The 21,532-nt window shown below is 60.9% G+C and carries 21 protein-coding genes; 2 read left to right on the top strand and 19 right to left on the bottom strand.

Features of this window, described 5'->3' with window-relative positions; genetic code table 11:
• Positions 1–285: 285 nt before the first annotated feature.
• Entirely contained in the window at positions 286–423 is a 138-nt protein-coding gene (locus AC0ZT5_RS15410) for a hypothetical protein (RefSeq protein ID WP_488497124.1), read from the top strand.
• 119 nt (positions 424–542) lie between these two features.
• On the opposite strand, the gene AC0ZT5_RS15405 is transcribed toward AC0ZT5_RS15410, so the two are convergent.
• From AC0ZT5_RS15405 to AC0ZT5_RS15380, 6 genes are all read right to left on the bottom strand, one after another.
• Positions 543–842: a hypothetical protein gene (locus AC0ZT5_RS15405; protein WP_488497123.1), complete on the bottom strand. Its 300-nt coding sequence runs from the start codon at positions 840–842 to the stop codon at positions 543–545.
• Positions 843–993: 151 nt separating this feature from the next.
• The gene (locus tag AC0ZT5_RS15400; protein ID WP_488497122.1) at positions 994–1,422 is read right to left on the bottom strand and encodes a hypothetical protein; all 429 of its coding nucleotides are present in this window, start codon (positions 1,420–1,422) and stop codon (positions 994–996) included.
• Between the two features lie 215 nt (positions 1,423–1,637).
• Entirely contained in the window at positions 1,638–2,528 is an 891-nt protein-coding gene (rpoH, locus tag AC0ZT5_RS15395) for an RNA polymerase sigma factor RpoH (protein WP_488497121.1), read from the bottom strand.
• A gap of 137 nt (positions 2,529–2,665) precedes the next feature.
• Positions 2,666–3,040, bottom strand: coding sequence for a response regulator transcription factor (locus AC0ZT5_RS15390; protein WP_246462152.1), 375 nt, complete (start codon positions 3,038–3,040; stop codon positions 2,666–2,668).
• 117 nt (positions 3,041–3,157) lie between these two features.
• Positions 3,158–3,826: a response regulator transcription factor gene (locus tag AC0ZT5_RS15385; protein ID WP_477285306.1), complete on the bottom strand. Its 669-nt coding sequence runs from the start codon at positions 3,824–3,826 to the stop codon at positions 3,158–3,160.
• Positions 3,823–4,986, bottom strand: a complete 1,164-nt coding sequence (locus tag AC0ZT5_RS15380; protein ID WP_488497120.1) for a sensor histidine kinase — start codon at positions 4,984–4,986, stop codon at positions 3,823–3,825. Before AC0ZT5_RS15380 ends, AC0ZT5_RS15385 begins: the two co-directional genes overlap by 4 nt.
• A gap of 752 nt (positions 4,987–5,738) precedes the next feature.
• Here AC0ZT5_RS15380 and AC0ZT5_RS15375 point away from each other — a divergent pair.
• Positions 5,739–6,965: an oxalate decarboxylase family bicupin gene (locus AC0ZT5_RS15375; RefSeq protein WP_488497119.1), complete on the top strand. Its 1,227-nt coding sequence runs from the start codon at positions 5,739–5,741 to the stop codon at positions 6,963–6,965.
• Positions 6,966–7,226: 261 nt separating this feature from the next.
• On the opposite strand, the gene AC0ZT5_RS15370 is transcribed toward AC0ZT5_RS15375, so the two are convergent.
• From AC0ZT5_RS15370 to AC0ZT5_RS15310, 13 genes are all read right to left on the bottom strand, one after another.
• Positions 7,227–8,162, bottom strand: coding sequence for a malonate decarboxylase subunit epsilon (locus AC0ZT5_RS15370; protein WP_488497118.1), 936 nt, complete (start codon positions 8,160–8,162; stop codon positions 7,227–7,229).
• A gap of 5 nt (positions 8,163–8,167) precedes the next feature.
• The gene (locus tag AC0ZT5_RS15365; RefSeq protein ID WP_488497117.1) at positions 8,168–9,115 is read right to left on the bottom strand and encodes an AEC family transporter; all 948 of its coding nucleotides are present in this window, start codon (positions 9,113–9,115) and stop codon (positions 8,168–8,170) included.
• Positions 9,115–10,002, bottom strand: a complete 888-nt coding sequence (gene mdcB, locus AC0ZT5_RS15360; protein ID WP_488497116.1) for a triphosphoribosyl-dephospho-CoA synthase MdcB — start codon at positions 10,000–10,002, stop codon at positions 9,115–9,117. The genes AC0ZT5_RS15365 and mdcB overlap by 1 nt, the downstream gene beginning before the upstream one ends.
• Positions 9,999–10,646: a malonate decarboxylase holo-[acyl-carrier-protein] synthase gene (gene mdcG / locus AC0ZT5_RS15355; protein ID WP_488497263.1), complete on the bottom strand. Its 648-nt coding sequence runs from the start codon at positions 10,644–10,646 to the stop codon at positions 9,999–10,001. The genes mdcB and mdcG overlap by 4 nt, the downstream gene beginning before the upstream one ends.
• Positions 10,647–10,653: 7 nt before the next feature.
• Positions 10,654–11,376, bottom strand: coding sequence for a biotin-independent malonate decarboxylase subunit gamma (mdcE, locus tag AC0ZT5_RS15350; protein WP_488497115.1), 723 nt, complete (start codon positions 11,374–11,376; stop codon positions 10,654–10,656).
• Complete coding sequence (locus AC0ZT5_RS15345; protein ID WP_488497114.1) at positions 11,363–12,307, bottom strand: biotin-independent malonate decarboxylase subunit beta; 945 nt, start codon at positions 12,305–12,307, stop codon at positions 11,363–11,365. Before AC0ZT5_RS15345 ends, mdcE begins: the two co-directional genes overlap by 14 nt.
• Positions 12,304–12,621, bottom strand: a complete 318-nt coding sequence (mdcC, locus tag AC0ZT5_RS15340; RefSeq protein WP_488497113.1) for a malonate decarboxylase acyl carrier protein — start codon at positions 12,619–12,621, stop codon at positions 12,304–12,306. The genes AC0ZT5_RS15345 and mdcC overlap by 4 nt, the downstream gene beginning before the upstream one ends.
• A 14-nt stretch (positions 12,622–12,635) precedes the next feature.
• Positions 12,636–14,282: a malonate decarboxylase subunit alpha gene (gene mdcA, locus AC0ZT5_RS15335; protein WP_488497112.1), complete on the bottom strand. Its 1,647-nt coding sequence runs from the start codon at positions 14,280–14,282 to the stop codon at positions 12,636–12,638.
• A 243-nt stretch (positions 14,283–14,525) separates the two neighbouring features.
• Complete coding sequence (locus AC0ZT5_RS15330) at positions 14,526–15,704, bottom strand: NAD(P)/FAD-dependent oxidoreductase (RefSeq protein ID WP_488497111.1); 1,179 nt, start codon at positions 15,702–15,704, stop codon at positions 14,526–14,528.
• Positions 15,683–16,420, bottom strand: coding sequence for a class I SAM-dependent methyltransferase (locus AC0ZT5_RS15325; RefSeq protein WP_488497110.1), 738 nt, complete (start codon positions 16,418–16,420; stop codon positions 15,683–15,685). The genes AC0ZT5_RS15330 and AC0ZT5_RS15325 overlap by 22 nt, the downstream gene beginning before the upstream one ends.
• A gap of 1 nt (position 16,421) precedes the next feature.
• Positions 16,422–17,597 carry a type III polyketide synthase gene (locus AC0ZT5_RS15320; RefSeq protein ID WP_488497109.1) on the bottom strand — a complete coding sequence of 392 codons (1,176 nt, stop codon included), beginning with the start codon at positions 17,595–17,597 and terminating at the stop codon, positions 16,422–16,424.
• A gap of 297 nt (positions 17,598–17,894) precedes the next feature.
• Positions 17,895–19,742 (bottom strand): mechanosensitive ion channel domain-containing protein, encoded by a 1,848-nt coding sequence (locus AC0ZT5_RS15315; protein ID WP_488497108.1) that lies wholly within the window; start codon positions 19,740–19,742, stop codon positions 17,895–17,897.
• 376 nt (positions 19,743–20,118) lie between these two features.
• A complete protein-coding gene (locus AC0ZT5_RS15310) occupies positions 20,119–21,435 on the bottom strand; it encodes a hypothetical protein (protein WP_488497107.1) in 1,317 nt (438 codons plus the stop codon).
• Between the last annotated feature and the right edge of the window lie 97 nt (positions 21,436–21,532).

Raw genomic sequence — 21,532 nt, 5'->3', positions numbered from 1 at the left:
CCTGAGGCCAAGGATTTCATATGTGCAGGCAGCACTTCCTCGGGTCGTTGGGAGGGTCGGATTTCGCCCGGTCAGATGGAGACGATGCCAGATGGAGGGGAAGCGCTCTTCCCTAAAGGCGGCTGGATTTCCCTATTCGCACGCCGACCCCGAGCATTTGTGAGATTTGGACAAGATCGCGCTCCTTGTCGGAGTGGGCCTCGCCCTTTCATCAACCCTACGATGCGCTGACTGCTCAATATGAACATGTGCTAACCGCGACAGGGCGCGGGGTCGGACCATGGATTGGCGGCTGGAAAGGTCTACGAAAGCGGCGCCGAGCCTGCCAGCATTCCTTCCGATCTCGCGCGACGGCGCCCGGATATTCACGCGGCCACCGCCGACATCGGGGTGGCGGTGGCGGAATTCTATCGATTAAGTTGAATGGATCGGCGGCCTTCGACGCCCAAGGCTGGGAACCAGCTGACGGCCAATGCGATCACAACCAATCTCGGCCCGAGCATTTCGATACCGATTTTCCAGGGGCGGCCGGCTGAATTGGGTTACAGGCAAGAGTGCCAGATACCATTGGATCCGTAGTAACTCGGGTTCACAGCGTCGAACGAGCAGTAAGCAGTGTCGGTGTCGTCGTTCAACCAGAGCTGGCTATCATATTCCCGGTCGCCAGCTTCCCGACCGCCAAAAATGACTTTGTGGTGCTGGCGGTTGCCAATGGCGCCGCTGCTGAAGTGTACGGCATGACCATCCCTGCCGTCGCTGCGCGCCATGGAGACCGTCGCCGAGCCGGTGGCCAGCATCACGCCCAAAGTAATCTTTGCCAATATTGCTGCTGATTTTCTCACAATATACTCCTTCGGGTTGAGAATTCATGGAATATTGAACAGTACTTCCAGTCAGGCCGCGGTTCGGCAGACGTGCGAACCAAAACCTTCAGTGTTCGAATCCGGTCCCCACTCGCACCGTGGAGTCCGGATTCGAAGAGGCCGTGGTGGTTCACGGACAATATGGATAAAGGTCGCGATACTCATAGTATGGGTACGGGTAACCGCAGTAGCCGTCGTCATAAAAGTCACTGCCGAAACCGCGGTCCCTTCTGAACCTATGACCGTCGCCGACATGGACACCACGGACATGGGCGCCACCGCCCATGATTGCGACACGACCGCCATCGGCAAAGCCTGCACCGCGGCCACCGCCCATGCTCATACCATGACCGCCGCCGCCAAAGCCGCCGCCACCGCCATGGCCGCCGCCACCGCCGTGCGCCATCGAGACCGTCGCTGAGCCAGCCGCCAGCATTGCGCCCATGACGATCGTCGCCAGGAATGATGTTGATCTTTTCATAATACGCTCCTGCAGTTGAAGCTTTCTTAGATTACTGAAAGCAATATTAATATAGATACAGGAGACGCTCTTCAGCATGATACGCTTGTTTGATTTTTGTATATCTTATAACTACAAACATTCTCTCTTGATTGCATGTGAGGCCGTCAGTGTGCTCTGCGGGCAGTCCTTCACGGCCTCGGCTGCAAGGTGTCCTGCCCAGTTTTGCGCGACAGGTATTTGGTGCCGGGTTGATTGGCATTGCTCAGCGCCGATTTGCGCTCCGCAGCCGACCCTTCTCCCGTCGTGTCATTTCACACTGACAACGGCCGGGTGTTGTCCCGTTTCGCATAGCTAACCTTCACTGCGTTTTGCAATTTTTCGAAGGCGCGCATCTCAATCTGGCGCACACGCTCGCGCGAAACGCCGAATTCGCTGGAGAGATCTGCCAGGCTCCTCGGATCATCCGCAAGCCGACGCGCCTCGAGGATGCGCCGTTCGCGTGTGTTGAGAACGCCAAGCGAGTCGATCAGCGCCCTGTGCCGGCCGGAAGCTTCCTCGAACTGAACGAACTTGTACTCCTGGCTGTCCTCGCCCTCGACCAGCAAATCCTGCCATTGGCCTTCGGCCTGGCCCCGCAGGGGCGCATTGAGCGACCTGTCCCCGTCCATGCGGCTGTTCATGTAAACAACTTCTTGCTCCGTCACGCCAAGGTTGCTTGCGATGAATTCCACGTGCTCTGGACGCAGGTCACCGTCGTCCAGTGCCGAGAGGCGAGCCTTGAGTCGCCGCAAGTTGAAGAACAGCTTTTTTTGATTGGGCGTCGTACCGACCTTCACCAGTGACCAGGAGCGCAGGACATATTCGCGAATGGACGCCTTGATCCACCAGATCGCATAGGTAGCCAAACGAAAGCCGCGCTCCGGTTCGAAGCGATTGACCGCCTTGATCAGGCCGATGCTGCCCTCTGATATCACCTCTGACATCGGCAGCCCGTACCCGCGATAGCGCATGGCAATTTTGGCAACGAGGCGAAGATGCGACAACACCAGTTGGTGAGCGGCCTCCGGATCGTTGTCGTCGCGCCAGCGTTTTGCCAGCGCTTGTTCCTGCCCCAGCGTCAGCATGGGGAGATGTTTGATCTCGCCGAGATAACGGCGAAGCCCGTCTTCGTTTGCCAAATTTGTTATTGCTGCGCGCGCCATGAAGCACTCCTTGCCTACCTCGCAGGGGATCAGTTGTTTTTCGACGCCCATAGACGTTCGATGTTGGCTTCTCTGTTCAGCGCTGCCGCTGTTTGCAGCGTTGTTCGCCTGAATCGCGAAGGTGCACCCAGGTGCCGCTAGCGCGCGCCATGAAGCGCAGAATCGATACAGTTGATCATGGCCTGGCTGTCCAACGGCTTGCCGAAGAAGCCGATGGCGCCCGTTTCCCGAGCGCGTTTGCGGACACGCTCCTCTGGAAAGGCGGTGATCAAGATTGTCGGTATGTGATAGCCATGTTCGATCAAATGATCCTGCAGTTCTATTCCTGTCATTCCGGGCATCTGGATATCGCAGATCAGGCACGACGTAGTTTCCAGATTAGATGACATCAGGAAATCCTCGGCCGATTCGAATGCAAATGCGATGAAACCCAACGATCTGACGAGGCTTGCAGTGGCAAGTCGAACGGACTCATCGTCATCGACGATCGAGATCATCGCGCTGCGGGTCAATTCACTATTCCTCCGTGCTTGCCGATGACCCAAACATTGCTGCTTCAACGACTGCTTCTCGGCCAGATATTGCGCCCGCGCTTGCGAAAGCGAAAGTTATACAGAGGTGTAACAAGCTTATTTACCGGGAGCGTCTATCCCCAGGGCGCCGGCCATCTTCACAAGGTCGGCCAGAGTTCTGGCGCCCATTTTCTTCATCAGGCGACCGCGGTGGATTTTCACCGTGATTTCACTGAGTTGCATCTCGCCAGCGATTTGCTTGTTCATCAATCCAGTCGCGACAAATGCCATCACCTGGCGTTCCCGAGGGGTCAGGGTGCTCAGAAGGCTCTGCAGCTCCGACAGCGCCCGGTCTTTGTCTCGCCGTTGCCTGTCGCGCTCCAGAGCGCCGGCGACTGCATCGAGAATATCCTGATCTCGGAAGGGCTTGGTGAGGAAATCGACCGCGCCGGCCTTCATGGCTCGCACGGACATGGGAATGTCGCCGTGGCCGGTCATGAAAATGATCGGCAAGTGAATGCCTGCCTTGCTCAATTGCGTTTGAAATTCGAGTCCGCTCACCTCCGGCAGCCGGATATCGAGCACAAGGCAGCTTGGACCGTCGGGAAGCCGACTGTTCAGCAGTTCGGGAGCAGAACCGAAAAGCTCGACACGCGTTCCAACAGATCGGAAGAGGCTGCTTAAGGCTTCACGCAACGACGGATCGTCGTCCACGACCAGGACAGTCGGAGGCATGGCGCCATTGCCGACTTGTGGTTGAGAGGGAGAGGCGGGGCGTTGGATCATGAGCCGGCATCCTTTTCGACGCGTGGCAAGGAAAATTGGAATATCGCGCCGCCGCCTGGATTGGGCTCGATCCACACATGGCCTCCATGTGACTCAACGATCGACCGGCAGATCGACAGTCCCATGCCCAATCCCTCCGCCTTGGTGGTGAAGAAGGCCTTGAACAACTGACGCGCACTATCGGGATCGATGCCTGGTCCCGTATCCTGGACCCTCACATTTGCCTGGTTCGATTCATCGATCGAAGTCGTAACGAGAATTTCGCGCAAGTCGCTGTTGCCAGAGGCCATTGCCTGAATCGCGTTGATCAAAAGATTGATCAGGAGCTGTTGAAGCTGGATACGGTCGCCAAGTGCCGGCAGCGCCCGGTTGGCTAGATCCAGTTTCAGGGCGATGCGATTTGCAACGAACTCACGATGCACCAACGTGAGCGATTCGTTGACGATCTCGTTCACGTCGACAAGGGCCATCTGGATGTCGCCCTTCTTGGACAACGCCCGGATTCGATGGACGATATCGCTGGCGCGTTGGGCGTCAGCGATGCTCCGCTTGACCGCGCTGCGGACCTCATCCAGATCGGGCTTGTCTCGATCCATCCATCGCAGGCACGCCTCGCCGTTCATAACGATGCCGGCAAGCGGCTGATTCACCTCGTGCGCGATCGAGGCCGTCAATTCACCCAATGTGGTGAGGCGTGTCACATGGGCGAGTTCCGCCTGGGCCTTCAGGACCTCGGTTTCGGCTCGCCTGCGCTCTGATATGTCCGTATTCGTTTCGAGAACCGCCAACGGTCTGCCGTCGGCATCCGTCTTCAGCGACCACCGGCTGGAAACGATAACGACGGATCCGTCGCGTTTCGTGTGCAAGAGTTCACCTTCCCAGCGGTTGGAGCTGAGCAGTTCCCGATTGATCTCGTCGAGCCTGGCTGGAAAGACCGTCTGCAGGAGCTGATGGGTGGACTTTCCCGCCGTCTGTTCGGCCGACCAGCCGTAAATGGCTTCTGCACCACGATTCCAATAGGAGATCAGACCGCCCATGCCGCGTACGAAAATCGCGTCATGCGTCAAATCGAGCAGTTCGGCCTTTTCGGATAGATCGGTCGAGGTCGACTGGTTTTTGAGAACCAAAAGGGCGGTAATGACAATGGTCGCGATGCTCATGACGCAGCGGCTGAGGGCGCCACCACTGGCTTCGTGTCCGTGAACAAGCCAGAAGCTCAGCACGGTGAGCCCAACACAGGCGAGCGAACAAAAGACGATGCCACGCCTGCGAAAGGCGGTGGACGCGAGCAGAACAACGACCACATAGAGGACCGAGACAGATCCCGCAAATGGATCAAGAGTATCGACAGCGAATATTCCGGCGGCAAGAAGGTTGGCAAGAGGCGCCACCAGCCGCGAATTGCTCGGTGTTCGCGGAAATAGTCCATGCCGCATAAGGTCTCTGCCCAGCTTCTGGTCGACGCTTGCGCGCTGATCGACCTCCGTGTCGCACAGTGTCCAGGTCCAGCTTAAGCAGCGAAATCCTTTCTGCTTGTTCGAAATTGCGGTCGTCGGTGCCTGATTGCACCTTTGTCACGGCAAGCGCGCCGCGAACCAATTCTGGGGATCGAGCGACCCATCGGCGGCACAGCTTGAGAGCGAGCCTACAGCATCAGATCCGGCGGAAAGCACGCAGGCAAAACACAACGCACAGGTTCTGGCAGCAACACGAGAGGTACGACGACACAGGGTCGGGTGAGCCACGGCCACGATCATCGTGCGATTCAGCTATACGATGCGTCAACAGGAAAGACCTCGTCAGCGCCCGATCAATATCGTGAGCCTTGCGTGCCAATCGGACAACTCATCCGGTCCGTGGCCGAACCAATTCGCGCAGTCGAGAAGCACACCGCAGCAAGGAATGAAACAAGATGAGCATAGCCACCGATAAGATATCCCGTCGAACCATGTTGGCTGCGACAGCTGCTGGCGGCTTGCTCACGACGGCGACACTGGCCCAAGCGCAAAACGGTGACCCGCTAGCCAACGGCCGCGGCGGCACCAACCCCGGTCCGATGAATCCTTCCCGAATAGCTCAGAATCCGGACCTGATGGTCCCACCGAGCACGGATGCGGGCAGCCTGCCGAACCTGCGTTACTCGTTCGACGATGCGCATATCCGACTGTCTGGCGGCGGCTGGACCCGGCAGGTGACCGCACGCGAGCTCGGAGTCTCCAAGGACATTGCCGGCGTGAACATGCGCCTGAATGCCGGCGGCGTGCGCGAACTGCATTGGCACAAGGCCGCCGAGTGGGCCTATGTCCTCTACGGGAAAGCACGCATCACGGCAGTCGATGCCAATGGCCACAATTTCGTCGACGACGTCGGCGCGGGTGACCTTTGGTATTTCCCGCCGGGCATTCCACATTCGATCCAGGGCCTTGATCCAGACGGGACGGAATTCTTGCTGGTGTTCGATGACGGCGACTTCGACGAGGATAACACCTTCCTGCTGAGCGACTTTCTGAAGCACACTCCTCCCGAAGTGCTCGCCAAGAATTTCGGCGTTCCGGCATCGAGTCTTGCGAACGTCCCCGATCCCAGCGAGCTTTACATGTTTCCCGCGCCGGTTCCGGGGCCGCTCAGCGCAGACAAGATCGCGGGCGCGGTTGAGGTCCCGCTGAGCTTCAGCCACCGCATGACGGCACAGGCTCCGATGAGGATGAAACACGGAACGGTGCGAATTACCGACAGCGCCGTGTTTCCTGTTTCCAAAGCAATCGCGGCGGCCCTTGTCGAGGTCGAACCGGGAGGGATGCGCGAGCTGCATTGGCATCCGAATACGAATGAATGGCAGTACTACATCCAGGGCCAGGCCCGCATGGGCGTGTTCGCGGCGTCGGGCGAGGCCCGAACATTCGATTTCCAGGCCAACGACGTCGGATACGTACCCTTCGCTATGGGGCACTACATCGAGAACACAGGCAATACGACACTGCGATATTTGGAGGTGTTCAAGAGCACCTACTTCGCCGATGTGTCACTGAATCAGTGGCTCGCCCTCACACCGCCGGAATTGGTCCGCGCCAGTTTGCGCGCCGACCCGCAGTTTCTGCACGCCTTGCGTAAGGGGAAGTCGCCCATCGTGCCGGCCTAGAGCAATTCCAGGAAAAGTGTGAAACGGTTTTCCGTCCGGAATTGCGTCGAAACAAAGAGTTAGAGCCGTTCGCCGTTTCTGTGAAACGGTGAACTGCTCTAAGCGCATCGCGTCGAACGCATTCGATCGACGCATCGTCCCAAAACCGCTGCACGTGCGTTCGCGAGCGAGGGCATGCTTTTGTGGTCCCTGCAAGTTGGTGGCGAGGTTAGCCGCCCACCGTCAAAATAGCTGCTCCATGGCACGCCGACGTCTCGAGATTCACTTGCTTGAGTGATCTTTGAGCCAAGCGCAAGCGCCCTGAAGAGTTCTGAAGTCTTCCAGGCTTCGTGCTGGGATGTCGCCATACGCGCCCACTGCCATTTCGCTCAGCGCCCGCCCGGGCCCGAGTTCGAGGAACGCCGTTGCACCGCCTTCGACGCAACCCTGCACGCAATCGGCCCATTGCACCGTTTGAGATATTTGCGCCGCCAGCTTGTCGAAACCTGCCTTGGCGTCGATGACAGGAGATCCGTCGACTCCGCTCAAGACACGCGCGCCGTCAGTCGGAGAGCGCATCAGGCGAACATGGCGCAGGCTCGCGCGAAACGCGGCAGACGCCCCGGCAAGTCGTCTCGTATGGGAAGCAACCTCCACAGGTAATTCGACAACCCTGGCTCCGTCCGCCTTCGCTTCGCCGGCAAGGGCTTCGAATGTCGCGCGGCTCCCGCCGAGGACGAAGGCGTTACCCGGATTGACGATAGCGACTGCGGCATTGTGTCGTTCGCACAGTCTCTCGATGGATTTGCGGGAAAGGCCACGAATGAAAAGCAGCCCGTCTCCACCGGGGGAAGCAGCATCCATGGCTTCCGCCCGACGCGCGACGAAGTCCAGCGTGTCGGTCGCGCTGAACAGACCTGCAACACCCCAAGCCGCCACTTCGCCGACGCTATAGCCGGCGACGGTCGGCCGGTCGGGCAGCGTGTCCCGCAGCGCCGCCGCGGCTGCCAGCGCCTGCAGCGAGCAGAGGATCTGGCCAGTGCGGTTGCGGTGCAGGACGTCGCCCGATCCGGTCCGCACGATCTCGCGCGGATCCCTGTCGCCGAGCAACGTTGCGGCATGGGCAAATAGACCGGCAGCTTGCGGCGCATCGGCGGTCAGGGCGAACATGTCCGGATGCTGCCGCCCCTGTCCGGAGCAGAGAATTGCAAGGACCATCGCCGCTATGGAAACATAATGGCGATGGCGATCGCCATCGTCACGATGCTCACGATGGTGCTGCCAATGACCATGGAGCCGACCGTCGAAGAGTCGAGCCGATAGCTCACGGCGAAAAAGATGCCGAAGAACCCTGCCGGCAGGGCAGCGAACAGGATCGCCGTCCTGGCGATCTCAAAGGGAACCGGCAGCAGGAGCACGATCGCGACCATCAGGAGAGGTCGAACAATGTCGGCCAATGCGGTCGCGCCCACGATCTTCCAGTTAAACTCGAACGATTGAGCCGACAAGACCAAGCCGGTCAGGAACAGCGCTACGCCGGCTGCGGCCTGCCCTATCACCATCAGACAGGCTTCGATGACAGGATTGAGCGTCACGCTGCATAGCGAGAGCAGGATTCCAAGCGCGGGGCCGAGAACAATGGGCTTTGTCAGCGCGCGCCTCAGCGCGTCGAACATCTGAGCGCCTGGCGTCTTGACGGCGCCGTCCTCCTTCAGGCTGCCCATTTCGGCGACAACCAGTGTGATCGGAGTGACCAGGATCGAACCCGCGGCCATGGCAACGGCGACCGAGACCGGCCCCGTCGCTCCGAGCAGCGAGGATGCAATCGGAAGTCCGACACCGCCAAGGTTTGGGAAGGCAACGGTCAGAGCCTGTACCGACGCGCCCACCTTGCCCGTCGCCAGGAAAAGCCGCGCGATGTAGTACCAGGCGAAATAGATGAGCAGCATGACCCCGCCGAAAATGGCAAAGAGCGGCGCCTGGACAAGCAGTTCGCCACGCGGGGCCGAAGCGGTCGCCGCGAACAGCGATGCCGGCAGCGCGAAGCTCATGACGAGCGTGTTGAAGCCGTCGACATGATGGTTTTCGACGATACCGAATCTTCCGGCTCCATAGCCGAGGGCCATCACGAAAAAGACCGGGGCGAGCGCCAGCAGGATTGTATTGGCCATCAGGCAAGCATCCTTTCCTGCGCGTCGACGAACAGGGTCATGGCAAGGAGGTCCGCTGAGCCCCCGGGACTGAGCCGACGGGCAACGAAGCTCTTATGCACAAAATGGGCGCGGTCTCGCCAGCCGGGTGCGCCGACGCCGCCCTGGTCGAGAAAGCAGCGCGCGGCTCGACGCGCAAAGCCGAGACCGGAGAGGCCGCCGCGGTGCAGCAGAGTGGTGTCCTCGACAACCGCAATGAGCGCGAAACATGTTTCGATACGCTGAGCTTCGGCGTCGTCGGGAGCCTCAAGGACGCTCTTTCGCAGGGTGGGCAGGCCGACATGATAAATGCTGGGGAATCCGAGGGCAGCCTCGATCCGCGCACCACCAGCGCCGAAGCGGCGACGGGCCACCTGACCGTGGCTATGCGGAACCATCGGTCCTTCGAATATGCCGCGGGCCCATAGCCGCAGGACCACAGTTCCCAACGACAGCGTGGGATCCACCTGACCGCCGATCCTGGCGCCGGCGGCCGCGCATAGCAGGCCCAATCCGAATATGGCGCCGCGATGCGTGTTGACCCCCGACGTCGCCGCAAGCATGGCTGCCTCGGCATCGAGACCGATTTCCCTCAAGGCGCCCATCGCGCGGCCGGCGGCGCCGGCTTCCGCCAAAGCCTGGAAGTACGGCCCGATGGCCGCGGCGCTGGCGCGAAATGTGCCGGCATCCATGTCTTCATGGCTGCCGGAATCGATGTGGCTTACAAGGCCCGGTTTGGGCCACGTCTCCAGCTCGTCGAGAAGGCAACGCACCGCGCTCGCGGCGATGGCCCCGGCATCCGGAAAACGTGGTACCAGCGCCTTTGACGCAAGCGGCCGCCCCGTGCCGAAAGCAAGGGCGACGGTCACGATGGCATCCCTTCAGAAAGAAAAAGCTGCGCGTCGAGCAACGCGACATCGCTGACGGTCTTGACCAGAACCTCTCGCGGGCCGGCGTGAAGCTCCCGCCAGTTCGCGGCCGCGCCGTCATGGCGGATCAATTCACCATCCAGCCGCATCGGCGCGGCCGCCTCGATCCGCGCCAGATCGGCGGTCAGGCGGCTAAGATCCGTGTCGCGATTGACCTGCAGCAGGAGGTCGAGATCGGAGCGGTCGGTCAGATAGTCCAATCCTGTGACGACAGCCAAGGCAAGGCTGCCGAACACCCTTGCTTCCACACGATGCCGTGAAGCGATATCCTCAAGCCTGGCGAGCGTGGGTCGCCAGGCGCGTGGCGCCGACGGGCCGGCGGACCGCAGCGAGGGCGGCGGAGACGTCGACAGGATATCCTCGTGCCGCATGAGAAACGAAAATCGCTTCTTTCCGGCGAAGTACGGCAGCGCAAGGCCCAAAGGCACGCCATGCCCCTCACCCGGCATGGCACGTCGTCTAATGAGCGGCCAGCCTCTATCGACCCAACATGAGACGAGCGCGTTCGCGGCGACATCGCTGCGTGTCAGCAACAGCGAATGCCACGCCGCCGGCCCGACGAATATCAGATCGTGACGCCGCATCGGCAGTTCACAGAGCTTTAAGTGCGAGTTCACGGACGCGCTCCGCGATGGCGTATGCCTTCGGCCGACCGCCGCGCTTCAAGCCGAGCGCATCTCGGCGGTCGCGCGCATCCGGCATGTTCGCCAGAAGTGTGTCCAGCTGCTCAGCCAGCGGGGTGGCGTCGTCCCAGGTGAGATGAACCGCGCCTGTCTGAGCAAGATTTCGCAAGCCCGGAGCAAACACCGGCGTGGACTTCGCCTTTTCCTGCAAAACCTCGATCGACAACTTCGTCACCCTGGCCATGGATGGCAGATCCATCACCGCCGGATCGGCGGACGGCAGCCCTACCAGCACGCGGGTGGCCAGCGCCGTGGCGAGAAGGGCGCCGGCTGCGGAGTGGCCGTAGAGAAGACCGATGGCGGGTCGCCCGTGCATATCCGCATAGATGAGGGACTTGGCGAGATGAGCTAGGAACTCGTTCAAACCCAAAAGCTCGTCCCGCTTGCTCATGCGCTGGCTGTCACCGTCCGCCAGGACGAGGATCGGGGCGTTTCCGTTTTCAAGCGACGCCAGGACGTAATTGGAAAGGCGGATGGCCTCGTCCACGCCGAGCGCGGTCCGGTCCGCGACGCCGATGACGAGCGCCCGGCCACCCGATCGCAGTGCACCCGAACCTGACAGAACTCCGCCGCTGTTTTTCACGTCGTGGCCGTCGGGAAACAGCGAGGCGAGAATGTCATCGAGCGTCACGGCTGGACCTCCGGACTTTGTCAGCGAGAGTGATGAACTGGTCAGCGGGCAGCGCGGGAATGGAAACGGCGTCAGGAATGCCCTCTGCCGTCCAGATATCGACCGCATCCGGACAGGCGCCGAAGCGCCGCAACCGATCTTCAAGGCGAGATTGCTCGGCCTTCAAAGTGTCGATGCCGAAGGCGCGGATTGAACTGAGCAGCTCCAGAACGGCGTCGCGAAAGTCCTGGACAGTATCATCGACGAAGACTTCGGCGCCGCCGAGGAGCCGGCGATGCTTGCCGCCCATGGTCCGCCAGACCAGAGCCCGGTCACGGGAGTCGAACTCCTCGACACCACGATTGGTCTCGATCACCTCGGGACCAGACACCGAAATGCGACCCTGCTCGGAGACCGCCAACGCCGAACAGCAGCCAGCGATCAAACCGCCGCCGCCATAGCATCCGGACCGGCCGCCGATCAGCCCGATCACTTTCACACCTGCGGTTCGCGCCTCGATCACGGCGCGCATGATTTCGGCAATGGCAAGCTCGCCTGCATTGGCCTCCTGCAGGCGCACGCCACCCGTATCGAACAGGATCAACACCGGAACAGACCCAATATCGCGCGCGGCGCGCAACAGGCCGGTCAGCTTCGCACCGTGAACTTCACCGAAAGCACCACCCATGAAACGGCCCTCCTGTGCTGCGACAAACACCGGCGAACCGTCGAGCCTGCCGAGTCCCACAACGATGCCATCGTCGAACTGCTCGGGAAGATCGAAGAGTTTGAGATGCGGACTGACCTCGCGCTTCTCCGGTCCGATGAACTCGACAACGCTTCCGGGATCGAGCAGCAGCCGGACCCGTGTCCGCGCCGAGGCCTCGTACCAGCTTGCGGCGCGATCCAGTTCCGCCGAGAACTTGGTCCTCTGTGTGTCAGGGGCGCTCATTGGTCGTCCTCCTGCATCAGCCGGGCCGCTTGCGCCAGCCTAAGGGACACGGTGTCTGGGCGCGCTCCGCCGTCATTGATGGAGAACCGGAGCCCGCCAGGCGAATAGCTTTTGACGAAGTCTACGATCACGGCATCCCACACTTCGCCGAAGCCCGCGGCCGCAGTCCTGATCTCCACCAGGCATTCGGAGTCGGGCAGCACGCGTTCGGCCAGAACTTCGAGATTGCCCGACGCCACCACGCCGATGACGGCCAGTTTCTTCGTGCCGGCCGCGCGCTGGCGGGTGGCATGGCGGAAGCTCAGGTCCTCCATGGCGGCTGTCCTTCTCACCAGTTGCGGAATCTTGAGGGCGGCGCGTAGAGCCCGCCCGACCAATGGACAAGATCCTTGATGGAGCGCGCCGCCAGCATGCTCCGGTCGGCGTCGAGCGGATTGATACCGATATCTTCAGGACGGCGGATGGCACCGCGCTCGCGCAGGTGCTGGACCATCTTAGCGTCGCGGCCACGGCCGACGTCGGTGTATCCCGCTACCCCGCGGATCGCCTGCTCGCGCTCCCTGGCATCACGACAGAGCAGCAGATTGGCGATGCCTTCCTCAGTAACGATGTGCGTTACGTCGTCGCCGTAGATCATCACCGGCGCCAGCTCGAGATTCAGCCTTTCGGCGAGTTCCAGAGCATCGAGCCTCTCGACGAACAGCGGCACGTTCTTTTCGCCGAAGGTCTCGCCGATCTGCACGACCAGCTTGCGGCCACGGCGCAGCAGCGTTGCCCCCTCGGGATCGGCCTCCCTGCCGGCCTGCAGCCACGGCTCGCTCGGATGTCGCCGCCCGCGCGCATCAGAGCCCATGTTCGGCGCCCCGCCAAAGCCGGCGATGCGCGACGTGGTGACGGTGGAGGAATCGCCCTGAAGATCGATCTGCAGCGTCGAGCCGATGAACATGTCACAGGCATAAAGGCCGGCCGTCTGGCAGAAGGCCCGGTTAGAGCGCAGCGAACCGTCGGATCCGGTAAAGAAGATATCGGATCGGGCGCGGATGTACTCATCCATGCCGACCTCGGAACCGAAGCAGTGGATCTGCTCGACCCAGCCGGATTCGATGGCCGGGATCAACGCAGGATGAGGGTTTAGCGCGAAATGGCTCGCCACCTTGCCCTTCAGTCCGAGTTTCTCGCCATAGGTCGGCAAGAGGAGTTCGATCGCGGCGGTGTTGAAGCCGATCCCGTGGTTCAATCGCTTGACACCGTAGGGCGCGTAGATGCCCTTGATCGCCAGCATGCCGGTCAGGATCTGCGACTCGGTGATTGCAGCGGGATCGCGCGTGAACAGCGGTTCGACGAAGAACGGCTTGTCGGCCTCGACAACGAAATGCACCCGGTCCCCCGGTATGTCGACGCGCGGAACCTTGTCGACGATCTCGTTCACTTGAGCGATAACGACGCCGTTCTTGAAGGCTGTGGCCTCCACGACGGTGGGCGTATCCTCGGTGTTAGGCCCGGTGTAGAGGTTGCCGTCACGGTCGGCGCTGACTGCAGCGATCAGCGCGACGTTCGGAGTGAGGTCGATGAAGTAGCGCGCGAATAGCTCAAGATAAGTGTGGACCGCACCGAGCTCGATCTTGCCGCCGAACAGCATCTTCGCGATGCGCGCCGACTGCGGGCCGGAGTAGGCATAGTCGAGCTTCTTTGCCACGCCGCGGTCGAATAGATCGAGATGCTCCGGCAGCACGACGCCGGACTGCACCATGTGCAGGTCCCGCACCTTGGCTGGATCGACAGCAAGGAGGGCGGCGCAGAGCAGATCCGCCTGCTTCTGGTTGTCGCCCTCCAGGCAGACGCGATCGCCAGGGCGGACCACCGCTTCCATCAGTCTGGTGGCGTCGCGCGCATCGACGACCTTGCCCTTCGCCAGCCTCTCGCCGGCTTGGATACGGGCGTTGCGCGCTTCCCGGCCACGCTGCCAGGTCGTCATCGTCGTTGCTCCTCCAGCAGGCTCCGGATTGCTGGCCGAAATTATTCGCGGAACTCCCTGGAGTATTTCCTCAAGCAACCATGTTTTCGACTTCGCACGCTGCCGAACCCGGCAATTGCATAACAGCGCGAACGTTGTCCGGTCGCTCGGCTTCGCAACCGTCTTCTGATCGATGCCACAGCGCTTGGCTACAGGGGCTGAAGGCCGATCAAAAGCATGCCATTGTTGGTCGGAGTGGAGCGATCAACGTGGAACCGGCAGCGCTTTCGTCTTGCCTGACAGTCTGGCTCCGATCGCCAGACTTTGGGGAAACCAACTGACGAAAGCCCTCATCGCCGCAGCGGATTGAGGGAGGGCTGCAATGCGTGCCAAAACGGTGGCGGTGCGAATGCGGGTTGCGAATTGTCTGTTCCAGGCCTTTGAGTAGCGACTGCCGGCGGTAACGCGCGCCTCGCGATCCCACCGGTCGAACCTGGCCAATTCGGTGGCCAACAGCCAGCCGGACTGCAAGGCCATGGAGATGCCTTCGGCGATGATGGGATGGGACTCGCCGGCAATGTTGCCGACGCGAAATATATCGTCGGCAAAACGCGGACGAATGCCAGGGCGTATAGGCCCGGCGGCAAGCCATTCGCCATCGAGCGTTGCGCCCCCGATCGCGGAAACCGTACCAGGACAGGATGCCACGATGTGCGCGTGAACGGCCTGGCCCGCCGACAAGGCACCACTTTTCTCACGCAACCTGGCCAATACGTCGCGGCGTATGCAGCAGGACAGCGACATCCTGTTCTGATCCGTCCACACCATGCCGCCATAGCCGCCCGGAAATACCAGGAGAGGCATGAGGTCTCGGGCGAGCGAAGCTCCTTTGAAATGCGCCTTGAAGCCAAACAGATCGTGAGGCGCACTGCTTTTTGGGAGGTTGGTTGGAAGCTTTCCCTGCTCCCAAGAGCCATGCGCGGCTATCACGACTGGCGCAGCGAGAACCCTCTGATCGCCTTTGCCGCTGATCCGGACTGCGGCGTTCTCCCCATCGCTGATGATCTTCACCGCGCGGTAAGGCTGAAAAACTTCGGCTCCGGCGCTGCGGGCGGCGTCCAAGAGGATGCCATCCAGAACGTCGCGACCAAGTGCACGCCCAAAAGCGTCTCCCGCTGCCCGGGGCATGCCCGCGTCAATGCCAGGGCCCGACGCAAACAATGCAACTCGCCTGACTTCCGGGCCTGCCTTGGCGCGAATCGCGGCACCCGCCCCCAAACGGTCCAACAGCTCCAGATTGACTGCCGACATGAACTCGCCGCAGACTTTTCGGCGCGGGAATTCGCTTCGTTCGATGATGGCGACCGCGCGCCCCTGGCCGCACAAAGCCAAGGCCACGGACGAGCCACTTGGCCCGGCACCTATGACGATGGCGTCGTACATCGCGGGAGCGCTTCCTTAGGGATGACGCTGAAAGCGTGGGTAAACGGGCCAATCCTGCGTTCTTCACACTGCTGGCTGGAGCCCGATGGCCACAGGCTGGAAAGTTCATTGCCCGCGAACCCCGCGCGGACGCTCGCGGCTGCATCGTGCATGGTCACCTCGTTTGCGCCAATGACGCGTAGGAGGGAGCACATTCTCAAGGCACTTGCGTTCCGGCTTGGCTCGGTGGCGAGGAACACCGGTGCCTGCGAACGAAGCGCTGCAAACAGAACCTTCAAGTCCGCGTCGGAAAAATGGTGGAGGAACAGATTGGCCGAGACAACGTCGTACGCGCCCGCGCCGGGCTTTGCGATCCAGTCAAAGACGTCATCGGTGACGGTTTCAACTCGCCATCCGAGTGCGGCGAAGTCCGCGCGCCGTTTGTCTGAGATGAGGTTGACCTGGTCAAGCATGACCAGGTCCACATCGGTCCATCTCCTGGCGAAACGTCTTGCAACCGAGAGCATGAATGCTCCGTCGCCGGAGCCGAGTTCCAGAATCCTGGTAGGCGTTTTGCGCACGTTCGCCTTCAAGAGACCAGACATGATCGCGCTCTGAAACATCAGCGCGTTTATCCAATTGAGGTCGCGCCGGGACCCGATTGCCCTCGGATCGTCGGGGGGCAGCATATCGAGCAGTTCCGGCTCGATCCGACGGCGGTCGAGATCTTTGGTCAACTCAGGCATTGCCGGCCGTATGGAACATCATCGTCTCAGCCGTAAGGCCGGGTCCGAATGCCATGGCACAACCCACTCGGTCTTCCGTGAACTCGCGCAGCATTCGCTCAAGCACGAACATGACCGTGGCTGAAGACATGTTTCCGTTTTCGCGAAGGACCTCGCGCGAAATCGACAAAGCACGGGGATGGAGATTCAGCGCGCGCTCCACGGCATCGAGAATCGAGCGCCCGCCTGGGTGGACAGCCCAAAGATCAACGCTTCCGACGCTGCTGGCTCCCAGAATGCCGCCGATACCTGTGGCGAGCACACCTTGAATTGCGCCAGGGACTTGTCCCGACAAAACCATGTCGAAACCGTCGTCGCGAATGCCCCAGGTCATCAGGTCGCGGCTGTCGGCGGCGACGATCGCGTGAAAACTATCCAGGCCGATCCCGAATGGGCGGGCAGTCACCGACGCGGCCGCGCAACCATCACCCCAGAGGCAGAAGGACAGCAGTTTTTCGAGATCGCTGGTCTCCCTGAGATGGAGCGTACAGAGTTCAATACAGACGATTACAACGTGAGCCTCGGGTTCGGACCGGATGATGTGCCGTGCCAGCTTGAGCGCGTTGATTGCCGCGTAGCATCCCATGAAGCCGATGATCGTGCGCTCAACGGTGGTCGGTAAATTGCATCGAGCAATTATCTCCAGATCGATACCGGGGGCGGAGAAACCGGTGCACGTCGTCACGATCAAATGCGTGACGCTCGTCCTGTCCTTATCCTGGAGGAGCCGCTCCACGGCTTGCTGGGCTAGAACCGGCGCAGCGGCCGAAAACATCTCCATGCGTGTCGCCGTTCCTGGAAATGCACCCCGCTTGAAAACGCCCGCCATGTCCACACTCGGACCCTCGGGATCGTCGGCAGGCGCAAAGCACGAATAGCGATGCTCGATCCCGCCCTTGTCCGCCATGCGATTGAAAATCGCGCGGCGACGGGGGTTTGCCGTCAACTGAGAGCCAGCAAACTGCAGGAAGAACCTGTGAACGCTATGGTCAGGGACGGCCGTCGCAATTCGGTTGATGAAAGCTTGAGCGCACATTTTTTTCCTTGGCTTGCCGCCGCAAGCCCTGTGGTCACCGAGGAAAGCGCCACGTGTTGGAGGCTCGCAGCGGATCTGCGCCTTCGACGGCAATGGCAAACTCTATTGTGGTAAACGCTCAGAACCCACAAATGCTTCCCTTGGACCCTGCTCTTCGCCAAATTTCAGGCCCATGCTGTTGGATCGCAACCGAAACTTCGCTGGACAACGAGTGTTTTGCGCGGTTGCCCACAAGCACCATGAACCCCGGCAAACCGATCTCGGGAGGTTTGCGGCGTTCTATAAAAGGATTTTTGGCGAGGTCCCTTCAGAGACACGCTTCAAAGCGACGAGCCCGTTTGGTCGCCGGTCACGCTCACAGCGCGGTACGGCCTTTCCGCTTGTCCAAGATCAGGCTGCTCCGGGATTAGATGTCAGTGGCTTTGGGACGGCCTTAATGCCGTTTTCCTGAAATGCCTGGTGCACGGCGATCAAAGCGGCGCGGCGGATCATGAAGTGTCTGCCCGCTTTCGCCTTGAATTTGGCCCGGATAACGAGCGTGCCGTCCTCGACTTCGCCAATTCCCTGGCTCTTGAACGGCTCGAGCATATCTGCGGCAAGTTCCGGGTTGGCTGACATATCCTGGCCGATCTTCTTGAAAATCTTGCGGACTTTTTCGACATCGGTGTCGAATGCAACGCGAAAGGTCAGTTTCTCGATCATCCAGTCGCGGCTGAAATTCTGAATCTTGCCAATCTCGCCATAGGGGATTGTCGCCAAGGCACCGCGCTGATGGCGCAGGGAAACCGACCGGACCGAGATTTTTTCCACGGTCCCCTTGGCGCCTGACGATTCGATATATTCGCCGAAGCGGAATGCATCGTCGATCAGGAAAAACAGCCCGGAGACCAGGTCCTTCACCAGCGTCTGCGAGCCGAAGCCGATGGCCAGCCCGAACACGCTCAAGCCGGCGATCAGCGGCCAGACATTGACCCCGATCGACACCAGGATCGAGAGTAGCGCCAAGGCCACAATGCTCGATTTGCCGACCGCGCTGATCAGCGGCACCAGCGTGCCCAGCCGTGAACGCGGCGCACCCAGCGCCTCCTCGTCATCACCTGCGGCGGGCAACTCCGCGCGCAAGGCGCGAACCGCCACTGCGCCGACCACGTTCCACAGAAACGCCGCCACCAACATGATCAGCGCCACACCGGATGCGCCCTTGACGACCTCTCGCAGATCTATGCCGAACCCGGCAGCCAGCGGTGTCGCCCACAGCGTTCCCAGCATGGCAATCATAATAGCCACAACGGTGAAGCGGGCGGTCTGTCGCCCTGCCGCTGCCAAGATCGAGATGTCAGGAGACTCCAATCCGCGTTGCGCCCAGTTCCCGATCATTGCGTCGAGATGCGGTGCGGCGAGAAATATCAACCCGGTCAGCAGAACGGCCGACCCACGAAGCGATGCTCCCATGGTTAGCGCGGCCTGAGTGGTGAGAAAGGTGATTATAAGGAACGCGATCACGATTGCCGGCCACACTTTGGCGAGACGGGTGCGCCAGCGGCTTCTGGGGCGCGGACCGGCGACGGCGACTGCCATTGTGCGTCTGTGCCGCCATACGGCCCATGCAAACAGAACGTAGATCGGAATTGCGAAGCCTGTTCGCAGCAGATCCCCCAAGGCCGGCCCGACGGTCCAGAGCCGCAACGTCGCGATCAGCGTAGTGCTGATGATCGCCAAGCCAATGGCAAGCGAGAGGTCGCGCACGAGCGCCGCCAGATGGGCGGAGCGCTCCTGCGCGAACTCGGTTCGCCGCGATGCCATCAACAGTGATCTGACGGCGGCGAGAATGACGAAGCCGAGCACGGTCACCACCGTCCAAAGGTGAAGGGTTTGCAAAGGCACGCCAGAACCGGCCAGCAGCCGCGCAGCAATGAAGCCGATCACCAGCGCCACTACAATAGCCGCCACGCCCGCGAAGAATCTGCGCGATGCACTGCTTGTCCCACTCGCCTTCGCGAACCGCCGGGCAAGCAGGATGTACACGCCGGCGACGAGCGCAACAACCAACACAATATCGAACAGGAGCCCAAGAAGAGATGTTCCCCCGGTCGCAAGCGAGGCCCTCAGGTTTTCAAGCTCGACGGGGACGTTGCCCAAAGCGGCAAACCGCGCGGACAGTCCGGAGACGAAACGATCGGCGAGCTGTTCGAAGCCCGAAATCAATGAAGTAACGTCCGTATCCGCCGTCTTGTCCACGATTTCCCCCTCTTCAGCGCCTCGGAAGCCAGTTCTGGCGGTCGCGGCCGTGTCTCGCTATCCAGCGCTCGACCGTCGCACAATTCAAGCTTCTTTTCTGCCCTGACCTTTTGCCCCGCGCAGGGTCTGGGCGCACTGAACGTGCCGGCCCAAAGCGCAACGACCGCGCCGATGTCGTCGGTCTGATTGGTGATGCCTATCAGGCGTTTTCTGTGGCTTTCTTCTGGCTCGACTTTTGGAAAACCAACATCTCATTCCGCTCTCGATTTGACGCCTCGCCGTAAGCAAGTATGCAAACGACAATGGCCCATTCGACGGGTGTGTTTCATCGTAGCGGAGCGGGCGTGTTGAGAGACGTTTGGGCGACATACCATCGCTAGCTGGGAGGCATCGCCGCGAGGAAGTCACAGGCCAACAGATATTCATAAAGATGCCGTAGAGGCGGTGCGGGACGCAACTGATCGGCAGTTATCCATGGCCCGCTGCCGTCAACCTCCCATCCGCGTCCCAGGTCGGTGTTGAGCAGGTGAAGCAACTCCTCGCGAGGGCACGGATAGGCCAGCACGCGCACGTCGGAGCCGAAAAGCCGTGCGATACCCTCGAGCAGGCGGCCTTCCAGGTGCTGGTATCTCACCTCGTCGAAAATCCGTATCAACGCAGGCAGCGGCACGGCAAAACGCAACGGAGCCTGCGTATATCGACGCACGAATGCGGTCGTGCGGTACAACTGGCGATGCTGCGTCATCATCGCTGCACCCTTGCCCAGTGCAGGAAGCGGCGCGTTGGAATCGACGACCGTCAGGCGTACATCGATGACATCCTTCACGTCAGGATTGCTCGCGACCTCATGGCGGAGCGTTTCCAGACACTCTGCAACCGCCTCGGGAGAAAGGTCGTCACGCGAGTCGCTTGCCAACGGCACGATTACCACAGACTTTTTATACAGAAATTCGTTGGCAGCGACGGCCGCACCATCACCGTCCAGCGTCACCGCCTCGGCCCGGCCGCCGCGTGCCAAGGCCGTGTGCAGTTCGTGCATGTCGCAACCCGCGAACGCGCTGCCTCGCATCACGATCTGATCAATTTCGAGGCGATCATCTGCAAGGTTGTCGAACATCCTCGCAGGCAAATCTCCGGGCGCAGCCCGCTCATTCAGCAGCGCATGCAGCAGGTTCACACCCAGAATGCCCACCGCCTCCTGCTGAAGCAGGTTGGCGTTGTCGCGAAGGTTTGCGTGCAGCAGAATGTCGCTCGCCTCAGCCCTCGGCTGATCCTGAAAGCGGACGCCGATCCAGCCGTGGCAATCGTTGGTGCCGGCAAAGTTGCGGGCCGCGATGGTATCGGCGAAAGCGAACAAACGCGTGTCTTTGCCCCGGGCCTCACCGACCTGTTGCACAAGCGACTTCCATTCACGATCGAGCATCGCCTTAAGCCGCTGCCCGGACACGTAGCGCGTTCCTGAGCCGTAAAGGTCGTCGCTCACTTCCTTGTCGTAGGCTGAGATGGTCTTGGCCACCGTGCCCGACGCGGCGCCAACGCGCAGAAACCATCGTGCCACTTCCTGACCCGCGCCGATCTCGGCGAATGAGCCGAAACTCGTCGCATCGAGATTGACCTCCAGCGCCTTCTGATACGTATTCACAACGTTATCATCGGATCGATCGGTCACATCGGTAGTGGCAGAATGATGCATGAGGCCTCTTCTCTTGTAGGAAGTAGCAACACTGCCCTCGACGCTAGTGCAAATTGATCCGTCCGGCCAGTTGCTCGCTCTCCACCAATCGGCACGC

It is taken from the genome of Mesorhizobium sp. CNPSo 4670 (assembly GCF_057784235.1).
This window is presented reverse-complemented; position numbering and strand designations above follow the sequence as displayed.